Annotated in this window: 16 protein-coding genes; 12 read left to right on the top strand and 4 right to left on the bottom strand. The window is 70.9% G+C overall.

Annotation, left to right across the window (positions count from 1 at the left end; translation table 11 throughout):
- Positions 1-23: 23 nt before the first annotated feature.
- A complete protein-coding gene (locus tag ABG085_RS14025) occupies positions 24-2,813 on the bottom strand; it encodes an AAA family ATPase (protein ID WP_347976337.1) in 2,790 nt (929 codons plus the stop codon).
- Positions 2,814-2,934: 121 nt separating this feature from the next.
- Here ABG085_RS14025 and ABG085_RS14020 point away from each other — a divergent pair, with 121 nt between their 5' ends.
- From ABG085_RS14020 to ABG085_RS14000, 5 genes are all read left to right on the top strand, one after another.
- On the top strand, positions 2,935-4,011 hold the full coding sequence (locus ABG085_RS14020) for a class I SAM-dependent methyltransferase (RefSeq protein WP_347976336.1): 1,077 nt from the start codon (positions 2,935-2,937) through the stop codon (positions 4,009-4,011).
- Positions 4,012-4,080: 69 nt separating this feature from the next.
- Positions 4,081-5,322, top strand: coding sequence for a glycosyltransferase (locus ABG085_RS14015; protein WP_347976335.1), 1,242 nt, complete (start codon positions 4,081-4,083; stop codon positions 5,320-5,322).
- Entirely contained in the window at positions 5,322-6,185 is an 864-nt protein-coding gene (locus tag ABG085_RS14010; protein WP_347976334.1) for an alpha/beta hydrolase, read from the top strand. The genes ABG085_RS14015 and ABG085_RS14010 overlap by 1 nt, the downstream gene beginning before the upstream one ends.
- A gap of 87 nt (positions 6,186-6,272) precedes the next feature.
- A complete protein-coding gene (locus ABG085_RS14005) occupies positions 6,273-6,764 on the top strand; it encodes a bifunctional nuclease family protein (protein ID WP_163619229.1) in 492 nt (163 codons plus the stop codon).
- Positions 6,765-6,899: 135 nt separating this feature from the next.
- Entirely contained in the window at positions 6,900-8,294 is a 1,395-nt protein-coding gene (locus tag ABG085_RS14000; RefSeq protein ID WP_347976333.1) for an FAD-binding oxidoreductase, read from the top strand.
- A 27-nt stretch (positions 8,295-8,321) separates the two neighbouring features.
- Here ABG085_RS14000 and ABG085_RS13995 read toward each other — a convergent pair whose 3' ends face one another.
- On the bottom strand, positions 8,322-9,035 hold the full coding sequence (locus ABG085_RS13995) for an MBL fold metallo-hydrolase (RefSeq protein ID WP_347976332.1): 714 nt from the start codon (positions 9,033-9,035) through the stop codon (positions 8,322-8,324).
- A 90-nt stretch (positions 9,036-9,125) separates the two neighbouring features.
- Here ABG085_RS13995 and ABG085_RS13990 point away from each other — a divergent pair, with 90 nt between their 5' ends.
- Positions 9,126-9,650 (top strand): TetR-like C-terminal domain-containing protein, encoded by a 525-nt coding sequence (locus tag ABG085_RS13990; protein WP_347976331.1) that lies wholly within the window; start codon positions 9,126-9,128, stop codon positions 9,648-9,650.
- Between the two features lie 15 nt (positions 9,651-9,665).
- Here ABG085_RS13990 and ABG085_RS13985 read toward each other — a convergent pair whose 3' ends face one another.
- Together ABG085_RS13985 and ABG085_RS13980 are read right to left on the bottom strand one after the other, a co-directional pair.
- Complete coding sequence (locus ABG085_RS13985; RefSeq protein ID WP_347976330.1) at positions 9,666-10,355, bottom strand: MIP/aquaporin family protein; 690 nt, start codon at positions 10,353-10,355, stop codon at positions 9,666-9,668.
- Positions 10,352-10,702, bottom strand: a complete 351-nt coding sequence (locus tag ABG085_RS13980; protein ID WP_347976329.1) for a metalloregulator ArsR/SmtB family transcription factor — start codon at positions 10,700-10,702, stop codon at positions 10,352-10,354. The genes ABG085_RS13985 and ABG085_RS13980 overlap by 4 nt, the downstream gene beginning before the upstream one ends.
- 86 nt (positions 10,703-10,788) lie before the next feature.
- Here ABG085_RS13980 and ABG085_RS13975 point away from each other — a divergent pair, with 86 nt between their 5' ends.
- The 6 genes from ABG085_RS13975 to ABG085_RS13950 all read left to right on the top strand — a co-directional run bounded on the left by ABG085_RS13975 (position 10,789) and on the right by ABG085_RS13950 (position 17,558).
- Entirely contained in the window at positions 10,789-12,102 is a 1,314-nt protein-coding gene (locus ABG085_RS13975) for an NAD(P)-binding domain-containing protein (RefSeq protein ID WP_347976328.1), read from the top strand.
- Positions 12,102-12,614, top strand: coding sequence for an N-acetyltransferase family protein (locus tag ABG085_RS13970; protein WP_347979205.1), 513 nt, complete (start codon positions 12,102-12,104; stop codon positions 12,612-12,614). Before ABG085_RS13975 ends, ABG085_RS13970 begins: the two co-directional genes overlap by 1 nt.
- Positions 12,615-12,777: 163 nt before the next feature.
- The gene (locus tag ABG085_RS13965; RefSeq protein WP_347976327.1) at positions 12,778-13,797 is read left to right on the top strand and encodes a glycosyltransferase family 4 protein; all 1,020 of its coding nucleotides are present in this window, start codon (positions 12,778-12,780) and stop codon (positions 13,795-13,797) included.
- A 154-nt stretch (positions 13,798-13,951) separates the two neighbouring features.
- Positions 13,952-15,085, top strand: coding sequence for a glycosyltransferase (locus ABG085_RS13960; RefSeq protein WP_347976326.1), 1,134 nt, complete (start codon positions 13,952-13,954; stop codon positions 15,083-15,085).
- Positions 15,082-16,128, top strand: coding sequence for a glycosyltransferase (locus ABG085_RS13955; protein WP_347976325.1), 1,047 nt, complete (start codon positions 15,082-15,084; stop codon positions 16,126-16,128). Before ABG085_RS13960 ends, ABG085_RS13955 begins: the two co-directional genes overlap by 4 nt.
- A complete protein-coding gene (locus ABG085_RS13950) occupies positions 16,125-17,558 on the top strand; it encodes a glycosylase (protein WP_347976324.1) in 1,434 nt (477 codons plus the stop codon). The genes ABG085_RS13955 and ABG085_RS13950 overlap by 4 nt, the downstream gene beginning before the upstream one ends.
- Positions 17,559-17,599 lie beyond the last annotated feature (41 nt).

The raw sequence follows: 17,599 nt of genomic DNA, 5'->3' as shown, positions 1-17,599 counted from the left end.
CGGCGCACAGGCGACGCGACCTGTCAGTCCCGATGCACCACCTCAGCGAGCGCCTGCGTCAGCTCGGCGCGTGAGCCGATCCCGAGCTTCGTATAGGCCTTGCGCAGGTGGTATTCGACGGTCTTCGGGCTGAGGAACAGGGCGGCCGCGGCTTCGCGGGTCGTGCGGCCCTCTGCGAGCAGCACGCTGACCTGGAGTTCCTGCGGCGTGAGGTCCTCGACCGCGTTCCCCATGGTGGCGCGGACGTGTTCGCCGGTCGCGGTGAGCTCGGTCGCGGCGCGGTCGCGCCACACCGACGCACCCAGCTCGGTGAAGTCTTCGAATGCCGCCCGCAGCTGAACGCGCGCGTCTTTCCGCCGACCCGCCCGGCGAAGGCGCTCGCCGTACGCGAGGCGGGTGCGCGCCGTCTCGAACCGGTCGAGCGTCTGCTCATGCCAGTCGAGCGCCGAAGCGAACCAGTCGTCGGCATCGTCTTCGGCCGCGGCGATCCCCATCGCCCGGTCGCCTCGGGCGCGAGCCCACGGCTGCCCCTTCGCCGCGGCGCGCGTGCGGTACGAAGTGGCCGTCGTCAGCGCCTCTTCCCGGCGCCCGACGCGCACCAGGGCATCGCCGTACTCGGGACCGGGCCAGAGGTCGACGTCGTCGAGTCCGAGGCGTGCCAGCAGCAGGATGAGATCTGCGAAGAGCTCCGCCGCGACCCCCGGATGCCCCAGCGAGAGCTCGAGGTCACCGAGCGCGTGGCCCACCCAGGCCTCGCCCACGTGGATATCGCGCGCCGCGCAGTGCGCCCGTGCCGCCTCACCGTGGGCGCGGCACGCGTCCGCTCGGCCGGCACGGGAGTCCAGTCGCGCGAGCCCCGCCAGCGACATCGCGAGCTCTGTCGTCTGACCCGTGTCGGTGGCGAGTCGGATGGCCTCGGCGAAGTTCGCCTCTGCCCGCACCCAGGAGGCGGTCGTCGTGGCCTGGTCGACCGCGACATGGAAGAGCAGCGCAGGCAGCGCGCCGATCCCGGCGGCGCCGCGCACCTCGTCGACGAGCTCGCGAAGCCGCACCCCGCTGGTGGCGTCGCGCAGGTACAGGGGCGCCAGCATGAGCCACGACAGGCGGCGAGGATCCCGCCCCAGCTCAGGGTCGGTCTCGAGGAGCGGCACGGCGGCACGGATCTCGTCGGCACCGCCGCGGCCCGCGAGCGTCTTCGCCATTCCCGACGCCATCAGCCCGAGTGCATGGGCCCTCGTCGTCTCGACCTCTGGCCGGAGTGCGGCGATCCGGTCGGCCAGCACCGACGCCGTGCGGGCGTCCCCGAGGTAGTAGGTGGCGTGCACGGCGTCCGCCAGCGCGACGGTCGCGGCATCCGCCGATGCCGCGTGATCGGCCGCACGCAGCAGGATGTCGAGCGCCTCCCTCAGCGATCCGGTGCGCGCCGCCACCGACGCACGCAGCTCGATCTCCCGGACGCCGTCGGCAGCAGAGCCGGCCCCACCCCCGCCCTCGGCGTTGCCGGCCACCTCCGGAACGGCGTCCCGCGCACGCCGGTCCAGGAGCGACACGGCGCGCTCGCCGTCGCCGGCTTCCCAGGCGGTGTCGGCGGCACGGAGCAGCCGTGCGGCGCGCGTGCCGGCTTCAGGAGTGAGGCGCGCCGAGCGCTCGAACGCGCCCGAGGCGACGGAGTACGCGGCCCGTGCGACGGCGTGATCGCCGGCCTCGGCGAGGAGTCCGGCGATCGCGGCGTCGGGATGCGAGGTCGCCTCCGACAGGTGCCATGCTCGCCGGTCGACATCGCCGGGTGACGCGGCCTCGGCGGCGGCGCGGTGCGCGGCACGGCGTTCCTGTGCGGACGCCCCGGAGTACACGGCGGCGCGCAGCAGCGGATGCCGGAACCCGATGTGCCCGTCGCGCACCCCGATCAGCCCGGCGTCCTCGGCCGCGTCGAGTCGCGCCACGTCCACTCCGTATGCTTCGCACGCGTCGGTCACGAAGCGGAGGTCGGCGCCGCACACGGCGGCGACGAGGAGGGCCGAACGGCAGCCGGCATCCAACGTCGCCAGCCGCCTGCCGAACGCGTCTATGACCGCACGCGGCACCCGGAGCGGAAGCCCGGTGTCGAGGCTCTCGACCACGCCGAGGTCGGCGGCGCGCAGTTCGAGCATGGCGAGCGGGTTGCCCTCCGTCGCGCGGTGCAGCATGCGCACCCGTTCGTCGGCGACGGCGGCGCCGGGCGCGCGCTGAAGGATCATCCGCGCGGAGTCGAGATCGACGCCGCCGAGCGTCAGCGTCCGAAGGCCCGAGACGAGCCCGTCTCCCTCGGGGCTCCTCGAGCCGAACAGCGCCACCACCGGATCGGCGGCGAGCCGTCGCGCGGCGAAGACGAGGGCGCTCGACGACGGCGCGTCGGCCAGGTGCAGATCATCGACGACGACGGCGACCGGTCCGTCCTCGGCGAACCGGCAGACCAGGCTCAGCACCGCCGCGCCGATCGTGAACCGGTCGCGCCCGTCGGCCGGCCCCGATGCCCCGGGGAGTGCGAGCGCGGCGGCGAGGGCATCCGCCTGCATCGAGGGGATGCCTTCGAGCGCCCCGAGTGCCGGCCGCAGCAGCTGCAGCAGCGTCGCGAAAGGGATCTCGCTCTCGGACTCGAGCCCGGTCGCACGCAGCACCTGCATGCCGTGCAGCTGCGAGACGGCGTCGTCGAGCAGTGCGGTCTTGCCCACACCCGCCTCGCCGCGCACGGCGAGCACGCCGCTCGTCCCCAGACGCGCAGCGGCCCCGAGCCGGGCGATCTCCTGCTGCTCGGCCCGCCGACCCACCAGCATGGACCCGAGTCTACGACCGGGGTCCGGACTAGGGGGGTCCCCGGACGCGGGGGCGGCGCCAGATTCCTACCGTCGAGGTGAGGGCTGATCACGCCGTCGCCACCGACCGAAGGAGCCGCTGATGTCTCTCACCGCCTCACCCGCCCAGATCGACACCGACAAGCTGATGAGCTTCGTCTTCCGCGCCGTCGACGAGGTCGGCGCGACCCTCAACGCCGCACTCGTCGTGATGGGCGACAAGCTCGGGTACTACCGCGACCTCGTGGAGAACGGAGCGAGCACGCCGGCTCAGCTGGCCGAGCGCACGCAGACCGCCGAGCCGTACGCGCGAGAGTGGCTCAACGCCCAGGCCGCGGGGGGCTACGTCACCTACGACCCGGCGACAAGGCGCTACACGCTCCCGCCCGAGCACGCCCTCGCGATGACCGATCCCGACAGCCCGGCGTTCCTTCCCGGGTTCTTCCAGATCGCGCTCGGCACCGTCCACGACACCGAGCACATCGTGGACGCCGCCCGCAGCGGCGCCGGCTACGGCTGGCACCAGCACGGCGCGGATGTGCACCTCGGCTGCGAGCGCTTCTTCCGCCCGAGCTATCACGCCAACCTCGTGGATTCGTGGATCCCCGCGCTCGACGGAGTGAGAGAGAAGCTCGAGTCCGGCGCGCTCGTCGCCGACGTCGGCTGCGGCCACGGGGCATCCACGATCCTGCTCGCGCAGGCCTTCCCCGACTCCACCTTCGTCGGCTCCGACTACCACGCCGAATCGATCGAGACGGCGCGTGCCCGCGCCGCGGAGGCGGGCGTCGATAACGTGCGCTTCGAGGTCGCGTCCGCGCAGGGGTTCGGGGGCCGCGGCTACGACCTGGTCACGATGTTCGACTGCCTGCACGACATGGGCGACCCCGTCGGCGCCGCACGGCGGGTACGCGAGGCGATCGCCGAGGACGGCACCTGGATGATCGTCGAGCCGATGGCCGGCGACCACGTCGAAGACAACCTCAATCCCGTCGGGCGCGCGTACTACGGGTTCTCGACGCTGCTCTGCACCCCGTCGTCGCTCTCGCAGGACGTCGGTCTCGCCCTCGGCACGCAGGCGGGTCCGGCACGCATCCGCGACGTCACCGCCGCGGCTGGATTCACCCGGTTCCGCAGCGTCGCCGAGACGCCGTTCAACCGCGTGATCGAGGCGCGGCCCTGACGGGGCCGTGGGGACAGGAGCAGACTGACCTCGAATGCGGGTGAGGCCTCGAGCGAGGAGATGGCCGCCATGGGCAATCGCCACACCTGGGTGCGGGCGCAGCGCCGTCCGCGCAGGGCGCTGTTCCTGTCGTCCCCGATCGGCCTCGGCCACGCCCGCCGCGACGTCGCCATCGCGCAGGAGCTCCGTGCGCTGCACCCCGACCTGCAGATCGACTGGCTCGCGCAGCATCCGGTCACACGCGTGCTGGCGGATGCCGGGGAACTCGTGCACCCGGCATCCGCACTCCTCGCCAACGAATCGGCCCACATCGAGGACGAGTCCGCCGACCACGACCTCCACGCCTTCCAGGCGATCCGGCGCATGGACGAGATCCTCGTGAACAACTTCATGGTCTTCAACGACGCCGTCGACGACACCTACTACGACCTGGTGATCGGCGACGAGGCATGGGACGTCGACTACTTCCTGCACGAGAACCCGGAGCTCAAGCGGTTCGCGTTCGCGTGGCTCACGGATTTCGTCGGATGGCTGCCGATGCCGAGCGGCGGGGATGCCGAGGCCGCCCTCACCGCCGACTACAACGCCGAGATGCTCGAGCAGCGGGCGCGCTACCGGCGGCTGCGCGACCGCTCGATCTTCGTCGGCAACCCCGACGACGTCGTGGACGCGCCGTTCGGGCCGGGGCTGCCCGCGATCCGGGACTGGACGGCGGCGCACTTCGACTTCGCGGGGTACATCACCGGCTTCGTGCCACCGACCGACGACGAGCGCGCCGGGACGCGCGCGAGGCTCGGCTACGGTCCCGACGACGTGCTGTGCGTGGTGACTGTCGGCGGCTCGGGAGTGGGCGCTGCACTGCTCGGCAGGGTCATGGATGCCGTGCCCCTCGCGCGCCGCCTGCTGCCGGCGCTGCGGTTCCTGGTCGTCACGGGTCCGCGGATCGATCCGGCGTCGCTGCCCCGCAGGCAGGGCGTGCGGGTGCGCGGATTCGTCCCGGACCTGTATCGGGCGCTGGCCGCCTGCGACGTCGCGATCGTCCAGGGCGGGCTCACGACGTGCATGGAGCTGGCCGCGGCCCGGCGTCCCTTCCTCTTCGTGCCGCTCGAGAACCACTTCGAGCAGAACTTCCACGTGCGTCACCGGCTGGAGAACTACGGCGCCGGGCGCGGCATCCGTTATGCAGAGGCCAGCGACCCCGACACGCTCGCCGCGGCGCTCGTGGCCGAGGTGTCGCGCGATGTCTCGTATCGCCCCGTGGAGACCGATGGTGCGGCGCGAGCGGCCGCGATGCTGGCGGAGCTGATCTGATGCGCGCGCTCGAACCGACGACGAGCGGCTTCGTCGACCGCGACGGGATCGCCGTCCACTACGAGGTGTACGGCGACGGCGCGCCCACCGTGTACCTGCTCATGCCCGACGTGATCGTGCACAGCCGGGCGTGGAAGGCGCAGATCCCCTTCCTGGCGCGGCACTTCCGCGTGGTGGTGAGCGACCCGCCGGGCAACGGGCTGAGCGGCACGCCCGTCGCGGCCGATCAGATGGACGATGACGTGGTGATCGCCGGCCAGTGGGCCGTGCTGGATGCGATCGGCGCCGATCAGGCGGTGCTGGTCGGCGTGTGCACGGGCGCCGGGCACGCGTTGATCATGGCCGGCCAGCGTCCCGAGCGGGTGCTCGGGGCGTGCGCCATCAACCCCGGCGTACGGCTGACGGAGCCGCTGCCGCACCGGATCGCGTTCGACTTCGACGCGCCGCGCGACTCGTACGAAGGCTGGCAGAAGCAGAACCGCCACTACTGGAAGCAGGACTGGGCTGACTGGTCGCAGTTCTTCTTCGGGCAGATGTTCCCCGAGCCGCACTCCACGAAGCAGGTGGAGGACTGCGTCGACTGGTCGATGGGGGCAGGCGCCGACATGCTGATCCTCGAGTACGCATCCACATACCTCGCCGCGGACATCCCGTCGTCGCGGGCGATCTGCGAGGCGGTCCGATGCCCGGTGCTGGTGATCACGGGATCGCTCGACATGTGCCAGGACCCGCGGCGCGGACCGATCGCCGCCGAGATCACGGGCGCCGACCTCGTCGTCATCGACGGTGGCGGGCATCTGCCCCAGGCGCGCGACCCGGTGAAGGTCAACCTGCTGCTGCGTGATTTCCTCACACGCCTGTGACCCCTCTGTCCGATGGTGCCCGGCCGTGCCTACGATGGCCAGACGAAAGATGGCGCAGTCGGATGCCGCGGCGAGAGGAGGCGCGTCATGGTTCAGGTTCGCGTGGCCGGCGTCGCGCTCGACGCCTCCGGGCAGCACGTCCTGCTGCTCAAGCCGGTCGATCAGATCCCGGGCGACGGGCTCGTGCTGCCCATCTGGATCGGTCAGCTCGAGGCGACCTCGATCCTGGTCGCGGTCGAGAACGCCGACGTTCCCCGCCCCCTCGCGCACGACCTCATGGGCCTGATGCTCACCGCGCTGGATGCCTCGGCGACGCGGGTCGAGGTGACCCGCATCGAGGACGGCACATTCTTCGCCGAGATCACGCTGTCCACGGCGCTCGGCGACCGCATCGTCGATGCCAGGCCGTCCGATGCGATCGCGCTCGCCTCGCGCGTGGGCGCGCCGATGTGGGTCGCAGACGAGGTCCTGGCCGAGGCCGGCGTGCCGGACGTGCTGACCGAGACCGACGCGTCGCAGCGTCTGGACGAGTTCAAGCGCTTCCTCGACGAGGTCGAACCCGAGGACTTCGAGAGCTGAGAGATCGTCGTCGCCCATGTATCTGGGGTGACCTGCCGTGCTCATCAGTGGGGTGGCCCGCGCCCGATGCGCTGGGCCCGACGACGGAGCCGGTCGAGACCCTCCGTCGCGATCCGCTCACCGAAAGGCATCCCCATGTCCCTCAACGACCTTGCGATCGACGTCCCTCGGGCTGCGGCCGGGGCGGCGGCAGCCGAGCTGCGAGCCGCGCTCGGCGACCGAGTGCTGCTTCCCGGCGACGCCGGGTTCGACGCGGCGCGCACGCCCTGGAACACCGCCGTGGCGCAGCATCCGTTCGCCGTCGCGCTTCCGGCGTCCGCCGAAGACGTCATCGACATGGTGCACGCCGTGGCACTGTCGGGGCTGCGCATCGCTCCGCAGTCGACCGGTCACGGCGCCGGCGCGCTCGCGGGCACCGACCTGCGCCACACCGTGCTCGTCTCGCTGCGGGGACTCCGCGGCGTCGAGGTGGATGCCACGGCGCGCACCGCGCGCGTGCTGGGCGGCTCGCTCTGGAACGACGTGCTCGAGGCGGCCGCGCCGCACGGGCTGACCGCGCCGCACGGGAGCGCCGGCGACGTGTCAGTCGTCGGGTACATGCTCAGCGGCGGTCTGTCGTTCTACGCCCGCGCGCACGGTCTTGCTGTCAACGCGGTGCGCGCCGTCGAGGTCGTCACGGCCGACGGCACGCTGGTGCGGGCGAGCGAAGACGAGCACCCCGACCTCTTCTGGGCGCTGCGCGGCGGCTCCGGCGCCTTCGGCGTCGTGGTCGCGATGGAGATCGACCTGCTTCCCCTCGCCGACATCTTCGCCGGCATGCTGCTGTGGGACGCAACGCACGCTGCCGAGGTGTCCCGTGCGTGGGCGGAGTGGACGAAGTCCGCACCAGAGACCGCCACGACGACCCTGCGCATCCTGAACCTGCCGCCGCTTCCCGACCTCCCGCCCTTCCTCTCGGGGCGCTCGGTGGTCGTGATCGATGGAGCCATCGAAGACACGGATGCCGCGGCATCTGCTCTGCTCGAGCCGCTGCGTGCGCTGCAGCCCGAGATCGACACCTTCGCGCGCATCCCCGCGCCCGCGCTGATCGGCGTGCACATGGACCCGCCCGAGCCGACGCCGTCGGCCAACCACCACGCGATGCTCGGCGACCTTCCCGACGCGGCCGTCGAGGCATTCGTCGCCGCGGCGGCGACGCCGGGCATCTTCGTGCAGGAGATGCGACACCTCGGCGGCGCCGCCACCCGCCGCCCGGCCGGCGGCGGGGCGATCGCGTCATTGGCAGGCGAATACCTGGTGCACGCCATCTCGATGGTGCCGGTCCCCGAGGCGCTTCCCGCCGCCACGGCGGCCGTGCACGCGGGCGTCGCAGCGCTCGAGCCGTGGCGCATCGATGCCCTGGCGCTGACGTTCATCGAGGAGCCGGACGCTGACCGCTCGGCCGCCTTCGGCCCGGCGTGGGCGCGCCTTCGCGAGCTCAAGCTCGCCTACGACCCGGCGAACCTGTTCGCCGCCGCCCGCCCGGTCTGACCTGGGCTTCGTACCGAGCGGGGCGGCTCAGGCCGCTCTGCTCCGCACGGCGGCCGCGACATCCGCCGGAGAGCCCTGCCACGGCGCACCGTGGCCGGGAAGGACCCACGAGGCCGCCACGCCGGCGAGGCGGTCGAGGGACGCGGATGCCTCGTGCGGGTCGTCGGTGAACGGGGCCGGCTGCATGCCTTCGCGGCCGGTGAGCACGTGGCGGGTCGTGAGTGCGTCGCCGACGAACACGGCGCCGACGAGGGGGACGTGGACGGCGATGCTGCCGGGGGAGTGGCCGGGCATCCCGATGACCACGGGGGATCCGGGCAGGTCGAGCACGTCGCCGTCGTGCACCTCGACGACCTCCGACACGTACGTCGTGGGCATGGCGCGCTTGCGCAGCGCGTAGGCGAAGAAGCCGAGGGTGGGGCCCAACTTCATCGGGCCGGTGGAGACCTTGGGCTTGTCGCCGGTACGGGCCCGCCGGGCGTCTGCCTCGTGCACGTAGACGGGCACGCCGTGGTCGCGGCGCAGGCGCTCCGCGAAACCGATGTGGTCGCTGTCGCCATGGGTCAGGACGACGCCCTTCACGTCGTCGGGCGACAAGCCGAGTCCATCGAGCTCGCGCACCAGGTCTTTCCAGTGACCGGGAAGGCCGGCGTCGACGACGGTGACGCCATCGTCCGTGACGACGAGATACGCGGCGACGATGTCGTTGCCGATGCGGTGCAGGTGGGGCGCGAGCTTCATGGCCATCTTTCCGGGTGGGGGATTCGTGGTTGCATGGCTACGATACGTAGCTATGATGGCTAATGTCAATAGCTAACGGAAGGATGCCGCATGCCGACGCCGGAGCGCACGTCATACGCCGAGATCGTCGCCGCGGGACGCGACATCCTCGAGGAGTCGGGTCCCGCCGGCCTCACCATGCAGCGGGTCGCGGAGAGGGTGGGGGTGCGTGCGCCTTCGCTGTACAAGCGGGTCCGCGACCGTGAGGCTCTCGTCGAGGCCGTCGCGGCCGCAACCGTGGAGGACCTGACGCGCCGGCTCGAGGCATCCGATCGGTCCCTCGAAGCGCTGGCGCGCACCTACCGGGCGCTCGCCCACGAACGCCCGGAGGGCTTCCGGCTGATCTTCGCGGCGGCGGCGCCGCAGCAGCTGGTCGACCGCGCGGGTCTCATCATGGTGGACAGTGCCGCCGGGGTCGCGGGGGATGAGCACGCGCTCGACGCCGCGCGCCTCGTCACGGCGTGGGCCACGGGTTTCATCTACATGGAGCTCGCCGGGGCGTTCCGCCTCGGCGGCGACGTCGACGCGGCCTTCGAGTACGGTCTCGCCGCGCTGCGGCGGGGGCTCGACGGCTGACGGAGCCGCCCGGTCTCAGCCGTGCGCGACGACCGGCTCGGGAACCGCGACGGGGAAGAGCGCGCGTACGAGACCCCATCCCACGGCCGCGCCGACGAGCTGTGCGGCGATGAACGGCAGCGCTGAGGCCGGGGCGATGCCCGCGAACGTGTCGCTGAACATGCGGCCGACGGTGATCGCGGGGTTCGCGAAGCTCGTGGATGACGTGAAGAAGTACGCGGCGCCGATGTAGGCGCCGACCGCCGGTGCCGCGAGCTGGCCGCGGCCGGTGCGCACCAGAGCGAAGATCACGACGATCAGGCCCGCTGTGGCGACCGCCTCGGCGAGGAGGAGGTGCCATCCGGAGCGGTCGGTCGTGCTCCAGGCGACGGCGGGCTCGGCGAACATGAGGTTCGCCACGACGGCACCGGCGATGCATCCGAGCACCTGGCTGGGCAGGTAGACGGCGACTGTCGACCAGCTGCGGCGATGCAGGAGGATATCGACCACCGTCACGACCGGATTGAAGTGGGCGCCGGAGACGGACGCGAACACCAGGATCAGCACGGTGAGTCCCAGTGCCGTTGCGAACGCGTTCTCGAAGAGCTGCAGGCCGACATCGCCCGGCGAGAGCCGCTGCGCGGCGATGCCCGACCCGACGACGACGGCGGCGAGCCCCGCGCTGCCGAGGAACTCGCCCAGGGCGGCGCGCGCGGTGCCGCTCACGAGGCGACGAGGAGCTGCGAGATGCGGTCGAGGGCGCCCGGCACGAGCTTGAAGTACGCCCACGTGCCACGCTTGCTGCGTGTCAGGAAGCCGGCGGTGGTGAGGACCTTGAGGTGGTGCGACACGGTGGGCTGGCTGAGGCCGACCGGCTCGATCAGGTCGCAGACGCAGGCTTCGGAGTCTTCGGAGGCTGCCACGATGGACAGCAGGCGCAGTCGTGCGGGGTCGGCCAGTGCTTTCATGGTCGTGGCCAGCTGCTCAGCCTCCGCCGCGCTCAGCGGTTCGCGCACCAGAGGCGTGCAGCAGGCAGCGGCGGTGACATCGGTCACCTCGAGCATCGTGGTCATATATCGAGGCTAGTCGATATTGACAGATGTCGATAGATGGGTTCACACTCGGTATCGACGTTCATCGATATCCGTTGGAGGATGCTGTGACTCTGCTTGATCTGACACCCCGGGTGGTCGAAGCCGATCGGCTTTCGACGCTTCCCGTCGCCATCATCGGCGCCGGCCCGATCGGGCTCGCGGCTGCCGCGAACCTCGTCGAACGCGGCATCGACTTCGTGGTCTTCGAAGCGGGCGCGGAGGCCGCGGCCAGCGTGCGTGAGTGGGGTCACACCCGCCTCTTCTCACCGTGGAAGCACCTCGTGGATCCGGCATCCCGTCGCCTGCTGGAAAGGAGCGGGTGGGAGGTTCCCGATCCGGAGCGCGCCCCGAGCGGCGCCGAGTTGGTCGAGAAGTACGTCGCGCCGCTGTCCGAGGTCGACGAGATCGCGACGCGGGTGCGCCTCAGCGTCGAGGTGATCGGCGTCACGCGTGAGGGGATGGACCGGACGCGCACCCGCGCGCGCGCCGCCACGCCGTTCGCCGTGCGCATCCGCACCGCGGACGGCGAGGTCGAAGACATTCCCGCGCGCGCCGTCATCGACGCCTCCGGAACCTACCTCTCGCCCAACTCCCTCTCCTCGAGCGGGCTGGAGCTGCTGGGCATGTCAGAGATCGCGGATGCCGTCACGCCCGCGCTGCCCGACGTCCTCGGGCGCGACCGCGCCACGTTCGCAGGCCGCCACACGACGGTCGTCGGGGCCGGCCACTCCGCCGCCAACACCCTTCTCGCCCTCGCCGAACTCGGCCGGCAGGAGCCGGGCACGACGATCACGTGGCTGATCCGCAACGCCCAAGCGGTCCGTGTGTCGTCCTCGGCCGATGACGAGCTCGCCGACCGCGCCCGGCTGGGCAGCAGAGTCGATCGAGCCGTCGCCGACGGTCGGATCACCGTGCTCGACGGCTTCGAGATCATCCGCGGCGCCCGCGCCGCGGATCGCGTAGAGCTGGTCGGGCACCGCCGGGGCGAGGTCGTCACCCACGCGACCGATGTCGTGGTCAACGCCACGGGATTCCGCCCGAATCTCGACATCCTTCGAGAGATCCGGCTCGATCTCGACGAGATCGTCGAGGCGCCGCGGCGACTTGCTCCGCTGATCGATCCGAACGTCCACTCGTGCGGCACCGTCGAGCCGCACGGCTTCCGCGAGCTGACGCACCCCGAGCAGGGTTTCTTCATCGTGGGCATGAAGTCCTACGGCCGTGCGCCGACTTTCCTGCTGGCGACCGGCTACGAGCAGGTGCGCTCTGTCACTGCCTGGCTCGCGGGGGACACGGCATCCGCGTCCAACGTGGAGCTCGTCCTCCCGGCGACGGGCGTCTGCTCGACCGACACCGGCAGCGGGGGTGGATGCTGTTGATGATCGGTGTGCGCGAGATGGTGCCGGAGGATTGGCCGGTCGTCGAGGCGATCTACGCACAGGGGATCCAGGACGGCGAGGCGACGTTCGAGACGGCCACGCCGACGTGGGAGGCTTTCGATGGGGGCAGGCTTCGCGACCTGCGGTTCGTGGCCGTTGATGCGGACGGTCTCGTTCTCGGCTGGATCGCGGGTTCGGCGGTCTCTTCGCGTCCGGCCTACCGCGGTGTGGTGGAGCACTCGGTGTACATCGACCGCAGCGCGCGGGGACAGGGGATCGGCCGTCTGCTGCTGGAGGCGTTCATCGTGGCCGCAGAAGCGTCGGGCGTCTGGACGATCCAGTCGAGCATCTTCCCGGAGAACGGCGGGAGCCTGCGGCTGCACGAGGTCACCGGATTCCGGGTCGTCGGGCGACGCGAGCGGATCGCCCGTTCCGGCGCCGGTCCGCACGTCGGTGCCTGGCGCGACACGCTGCTCATCGAGCGTCGCAGCACTGTGGTCGAGAACGAGTGACGATGGATGACGCGACGATGCGTCGCCCCCTCAGCGGGCACCGATGCGGGCGATCTACCGCTCGTGCGGCGCTTCGCTGATCCATCACACAGGCGTAGCCTCGGCTCATGATCGAGGCCCGAGGTGGCTGGAATCCCGCACACGCCGCCACGGAGCTGTGACCATGAAGGTCGCCATGCTCGGACCGATCGCGTGGCGCACGCCGCCGCGCCACTACGGGCCGTGGGAGCGCGTCACCAGCCTCTTGACCGAGGGGCTGGTGCGCCGGGGAGTCGAGGTCACGCTCTTCGCGACCGCCGACTCCGAGACGTCGGCGCGGCTCGATTTCGTGGCACCGCACGGTTACGCCGAGGATCCGCAGATGGATGGTCGGGTCTGGGAGGCGCTGCATGTCGCCCGCGCGATGGAGCGGTCCGCGGAGTTCGACATCGTGCACAACCAGCTCGATTGGCTGCCGCTCGTGTTCGGTGCGCAGTGGGCGGCACCGATGGTGACGACGATCCACGGCTTCTCAGGAGAGGCGATCCTGCCGGCGTACGAAGGGTCGGCATCCGCCTTCGTCTCGATCTCGGATGCCGACCGCTCGCCGGCCCTCGACTACGTCGCGACGGTCCACCACGGCATCGACATGACCGAACTCGACAGCTCGGCGGCGCCCGGCGACGACCTCGTCGTCTTCGGGCGCATACACCCCGACAAGGGCATCGCCGACGCGATCGAGATCGCCGCACGCGTCGGGCGCCGGCTGGTGATCTGCGGGATCGTGCAGGATGCCGCGTACTTCGCGGAGCGCATCGAGCCCCACGTCGACGGAGACAGAGTCGTGTACCGCGGATCGGTGGGCCCGGCCGAGCGGGCAGACGTGCTCACGTCGGCCGCGGTGCTGCTGCATCCCATCCACTTCGACGAGCCCTTCGGGCTGTCGGTCGTGGAGGCCATGGCATGCGGGACCCCCGTCGTGGCGTACCGGCGTGGTTCGATGCCGGAGATCATCGACGAAGGGGTCACCGGCTTCGTCGTCGACGATGTCGCCGCGGCCGTCGACCGCGTCGCCGGCGCGGTGGCGCTCGATCGGGTCGCCGTGCGCGCCAGGGCCCGCGAGCGGTTCGACGTAGAGCGCATGGTCGACGGCTACCTCGCGGTGTACGACCTGGTCCTCGGCTCGCCCCGAAGTCCTACATGAGCGTGGTGTAGGGTGCGAACCAAAGCGTGGCCATGCTGCACCGGCCGCGTAAACCGAACCGCGGCGACGCTGGCGTAGTTCCACGAGGGATGCCGTCGGCAGACGTCTCGAGTCCTCGGGGTCGATCGACACCGGGCCGACAGAGATGGTCATCATGACCCGCTTCGGTTTTCTCTCCACCTATCCGCCCACACGCTGCGGTCTCGCCACGTTCACCGAGGCGCTGGCCGGTGCTCTCGCTGCGGGCGAGCCCGACACACCCACGATCGTTCGGGTGCTCGACGTGATGGGCAGCCATCGGGGTGCCCCAGAGGTCGGCCGGATCCCGAGCACGGTGGAGCTGGTTGCACGCAACCGGGTGACCATGCGCGCGGCCGTCCGTGCGCTCGACGAGTGCGACGCCGCGATCGTCCAGCACGAGTACGGGATCTACGGCGGCCCGGACGGCGACGAGATCATCCCGTTGCTCCGATCGCTGAACACACCGGCGATCGTCGTGCTGCACACGGTGCTCTCCGCGCCGACCGCCCACCAGCGGGTCGTCCTCGACACGGTGTGCAAGTTGGCGGCGAACGTCGTCGTGATGACCGACAACGCCAGTGAGATCCTGATGCGGACCTACAGCGTCAAGCGATCCAAGGTGCGGGTCATCCCGCACGGCGTGCCGGTGTCGCGTGGGGCCCACGTGACGAAGGACGGCGGGCCGAAGCGCGTCCTCACGTGGGGACTCCTCTCGCCCGGCAAGGGCATCGAGTGGGGCATCCGCGCCCTGGCGCAGATGCAGGATGCCGGTGCCCCGGTGGAGTACGTCATAGCCGGTCAGACGCATCCCAAGGTGCTCGCCCGTGAAGGCGAGCGCTACCGCGAAACGCTGCAGCGGCTGATCGACGACCTCGACCTGGCCGATGTCGTGACACTCGACGACCGTTACCTGGACGACGCTCAGCTCGCCGAGCAGGTGGCCCTGGCCGACGTCGTCCTGCTGCCATACGACTCACGCGACCAGGCGACGTCCGGCGTGCTGATCGAGGCTGTGGCTGCGGGAGTGCCCGTCGTGGCGACAGGCTTCCCGCACGCCGTCGAGCTGCTGAGCAGGGGAGCGGGCATGATCGCTCGGCATCAGGACCCGCAGTCGATGTCGGAGGCCATCCGAACGATCCTCGCGGCCGACGCCACGGCCCAGCAGATGCACGACGCGGCACTGCGCGACACGCAGGATGCCTCGTGGCCCGCGGTCGCCGAGCAGTACCGCGCACTGGCCGACCGCATGGTGGCGATCGCGGCATGATCGGTCGGGACAGCAACCGGGCCGCGCCCGGCTCTCCGGTCTTCGCCCACCTTCTGGCCATGTCGGACCGTCACGGACTGTTCGAGCACGCGCTCCTGGATGAGCCCCGCCCGGATCACGGCTACTGCGTCGACGATGTCGCTCGCGCTCTCGTCGTTCTGCTGCGTGAGACCGAGCGCCCTGCGGAACTGGACGGGCTCGTCAGCACGTATCTCCGATTCCTCGAGGCCGCTGTCGACGTCGACGGCCGGGTGCACAACCGCATGGATGCCGGCGGCACGTGGACAGACGCTGCCGCGCTCGGCGACTGGTGGGGTCGCGCAGTGCGCGCGCTCGGTGCGGCATCCGTCGACCTCCCGAGCCCCTCGGATCGCTCCCGCGCCCGAATCGCGTTCCACCGCGCCGCGTCCACGAGATCACCGCACGGGCGAGCGATGGCGTTCGCGACGCTGGGAGCGGTGGACGTGCTCGGCGCAGACCCCGACGATCTCTGTGCGCGCGCATTGCTGCTGGACGGCGTCGCTTCGATCGCCGTCCCACCCGACCCCCGCTGGCCCTGGCCCGAGCCGCGCCTCCGTTACGGCAATGGCGCGCTCCCCGAAGCCCTCCTCGCCGGGGGTACGGCGATGGACGACCCTCGGGTCGTGGCTCGCGGCCTCGCGATGCTGCGGTTCCTGCTTCATGTCGAGACACGTGACGGCCACCTGTCTGTGACGGGTGTCGGCGGCCGCGGACCCGCGCAGCGGTCGGTTCAGTTCGATCAGCAGCCCATCGAGGTGGCCGCGATCGCGGATGCGTGCGCCCGGGCCTTCGACCTCACCGCGGAGCCTTCGTGGCGCGACGGCGTCGCAGCGGCGTGGGCGTGGTTCACGGGCGACAACGACGCCCTCACGCCCATGATCGAACTGGAGTCGGGAGCGGGCTTCGACGGACTGGAAGCAGGCGGGCGCAACGCGAACCGAGGGGCGGAATCCACGATCGCAGCCCTCGGGACGTACCAGCAGGCGGCCCGTCTCGGGGTGCTGGAACGGGTGGCGCCGTGACGATCCGCGAGCATCCTGCGGGCCTCGATCACGATCCGGCCCGGGTCGTGGCCAGGTTCTTCCTCCCTGGAGAGGGACTGCGCTCGTCGCATTCGCGCGTCGCGCAGATCATCGCGCGAGTGCTCGCGGTGCCGGCTGCCCTGACGGAGCAGATGGCGGCGCACGTCGTCCGGGAGCTCTCGGCCAGGCACACGGGTGTCGCAGACCTCCTGGCTGCGAATGCTCGCGCCGTCGCCAGCCGCATCGTGGGCCACGCCCCTCTCACGGATGCTCAGGGAGCGGTGCTGGGGGCTGCGTTCACGGCGGAGTATGCCGTCGAAGGGGCGGCCCTCTGCAACCCCAGCGCCGTCGAGCATCCCTCGCAGGACGGGCTCGGTCCGAACGAACTGCGCGTGGCCATCGCCTTGCGCTGCATCGGAGAAGGGCACGTCTCGTCCATCGGATTCGCCGAAGCGGTGATCGACGCCGATGAAGGCTGGACGTTCGAGCAGCGCTCGACGCCCCTGACGCTTCCCCTGGTGCAGGGCGCCGAGTGGTCGCGAGAGCACTTCGGTCGCGCGCTCGAGCATGAAGGCCATCTCACCGACCTGGCCAGTGCTGTGCTGAGCAATCTTCCCGAAAGGTTCTCCGTGGCCGAGCTGGAGTACGCCCTCCTCGAGCTTCCGGACCAGCTCTCGACCCGTCCCGACAGTCGTTGGCCGACGCAGGCGATGCGCGACATGGCGGCGTCCGCATACCGGGCTGAGTTCTCGCCCGCCGCGCCGCTGAGCGGACGGATGCTCCTGCCCGTCGATGCCGAGGAGAACCACGGCATGGAGGATGCGCGATTCGTTCGCTTCACCGGTGCCGACGGGGTCACCGGCTATCGCGCGACCTACACCGCGTACGACGGACGCGACATCGCGCCTCGCCTGATCACATCGCCGGATCTCCGTGAGTTCACCATCCACCGCCTGACCGGCAGCGGAGCCCACAACAAGGGGATGGCGCTCTTTCCCCGGCTCGTCGGTGGTCTCCACCTCGCTCTCAGCCGCACCGACGGCGAGAACATCTCTCTCGCGACGTCGGTCGACGGTGTCATCTGGGACGATGCGGGCATCGTCCATCGCCCGACCGAGCTGTGGGAGCTCGTTCAGCTCGGAAACTGCGGCGCGCCGATCGAGACCGAGAGTGGATGGCTGGTCCTCACGCACGGCGTCGGGCCGTTGCGCACCTATTCGCTCGGCGCCATCCTGCTCGATCTCGATGACCCGTCTCGCGTGGTGGGGCGGCTGCGAGAGCCACTCCTGCAGCCGGCGCGCAGGATGCGGGACGGGTACGTGCCGCGGGTCGTGTACTCCTGCGGGGCTATCGCACATCGGGGGAGGCTGTGGATTCCCGTGGGCGTCGGGGATGACCGCATCCGCGTCTTTCTCGATCGCGATCGATGAAGTGATCAGCTCCCTCCGTCCGTGAGCGCATCGAGGGCGCT

Origin of the sequence: Microbacterium sp. ProA8 (assembly GCF_039905635.1) — a bacterium.
GTDB classification, from domain to species: Bacteria; Actinomycetota; Actinomycetes; order Actinomycetales; family Microbacteriaceae; genus Microbacterium; species Microbacterium chionoecetis.
Note: the sequence above shows the minus strand (reverse complement) of the source record. Positions and strands in the feature narration are given on the sequence as shown.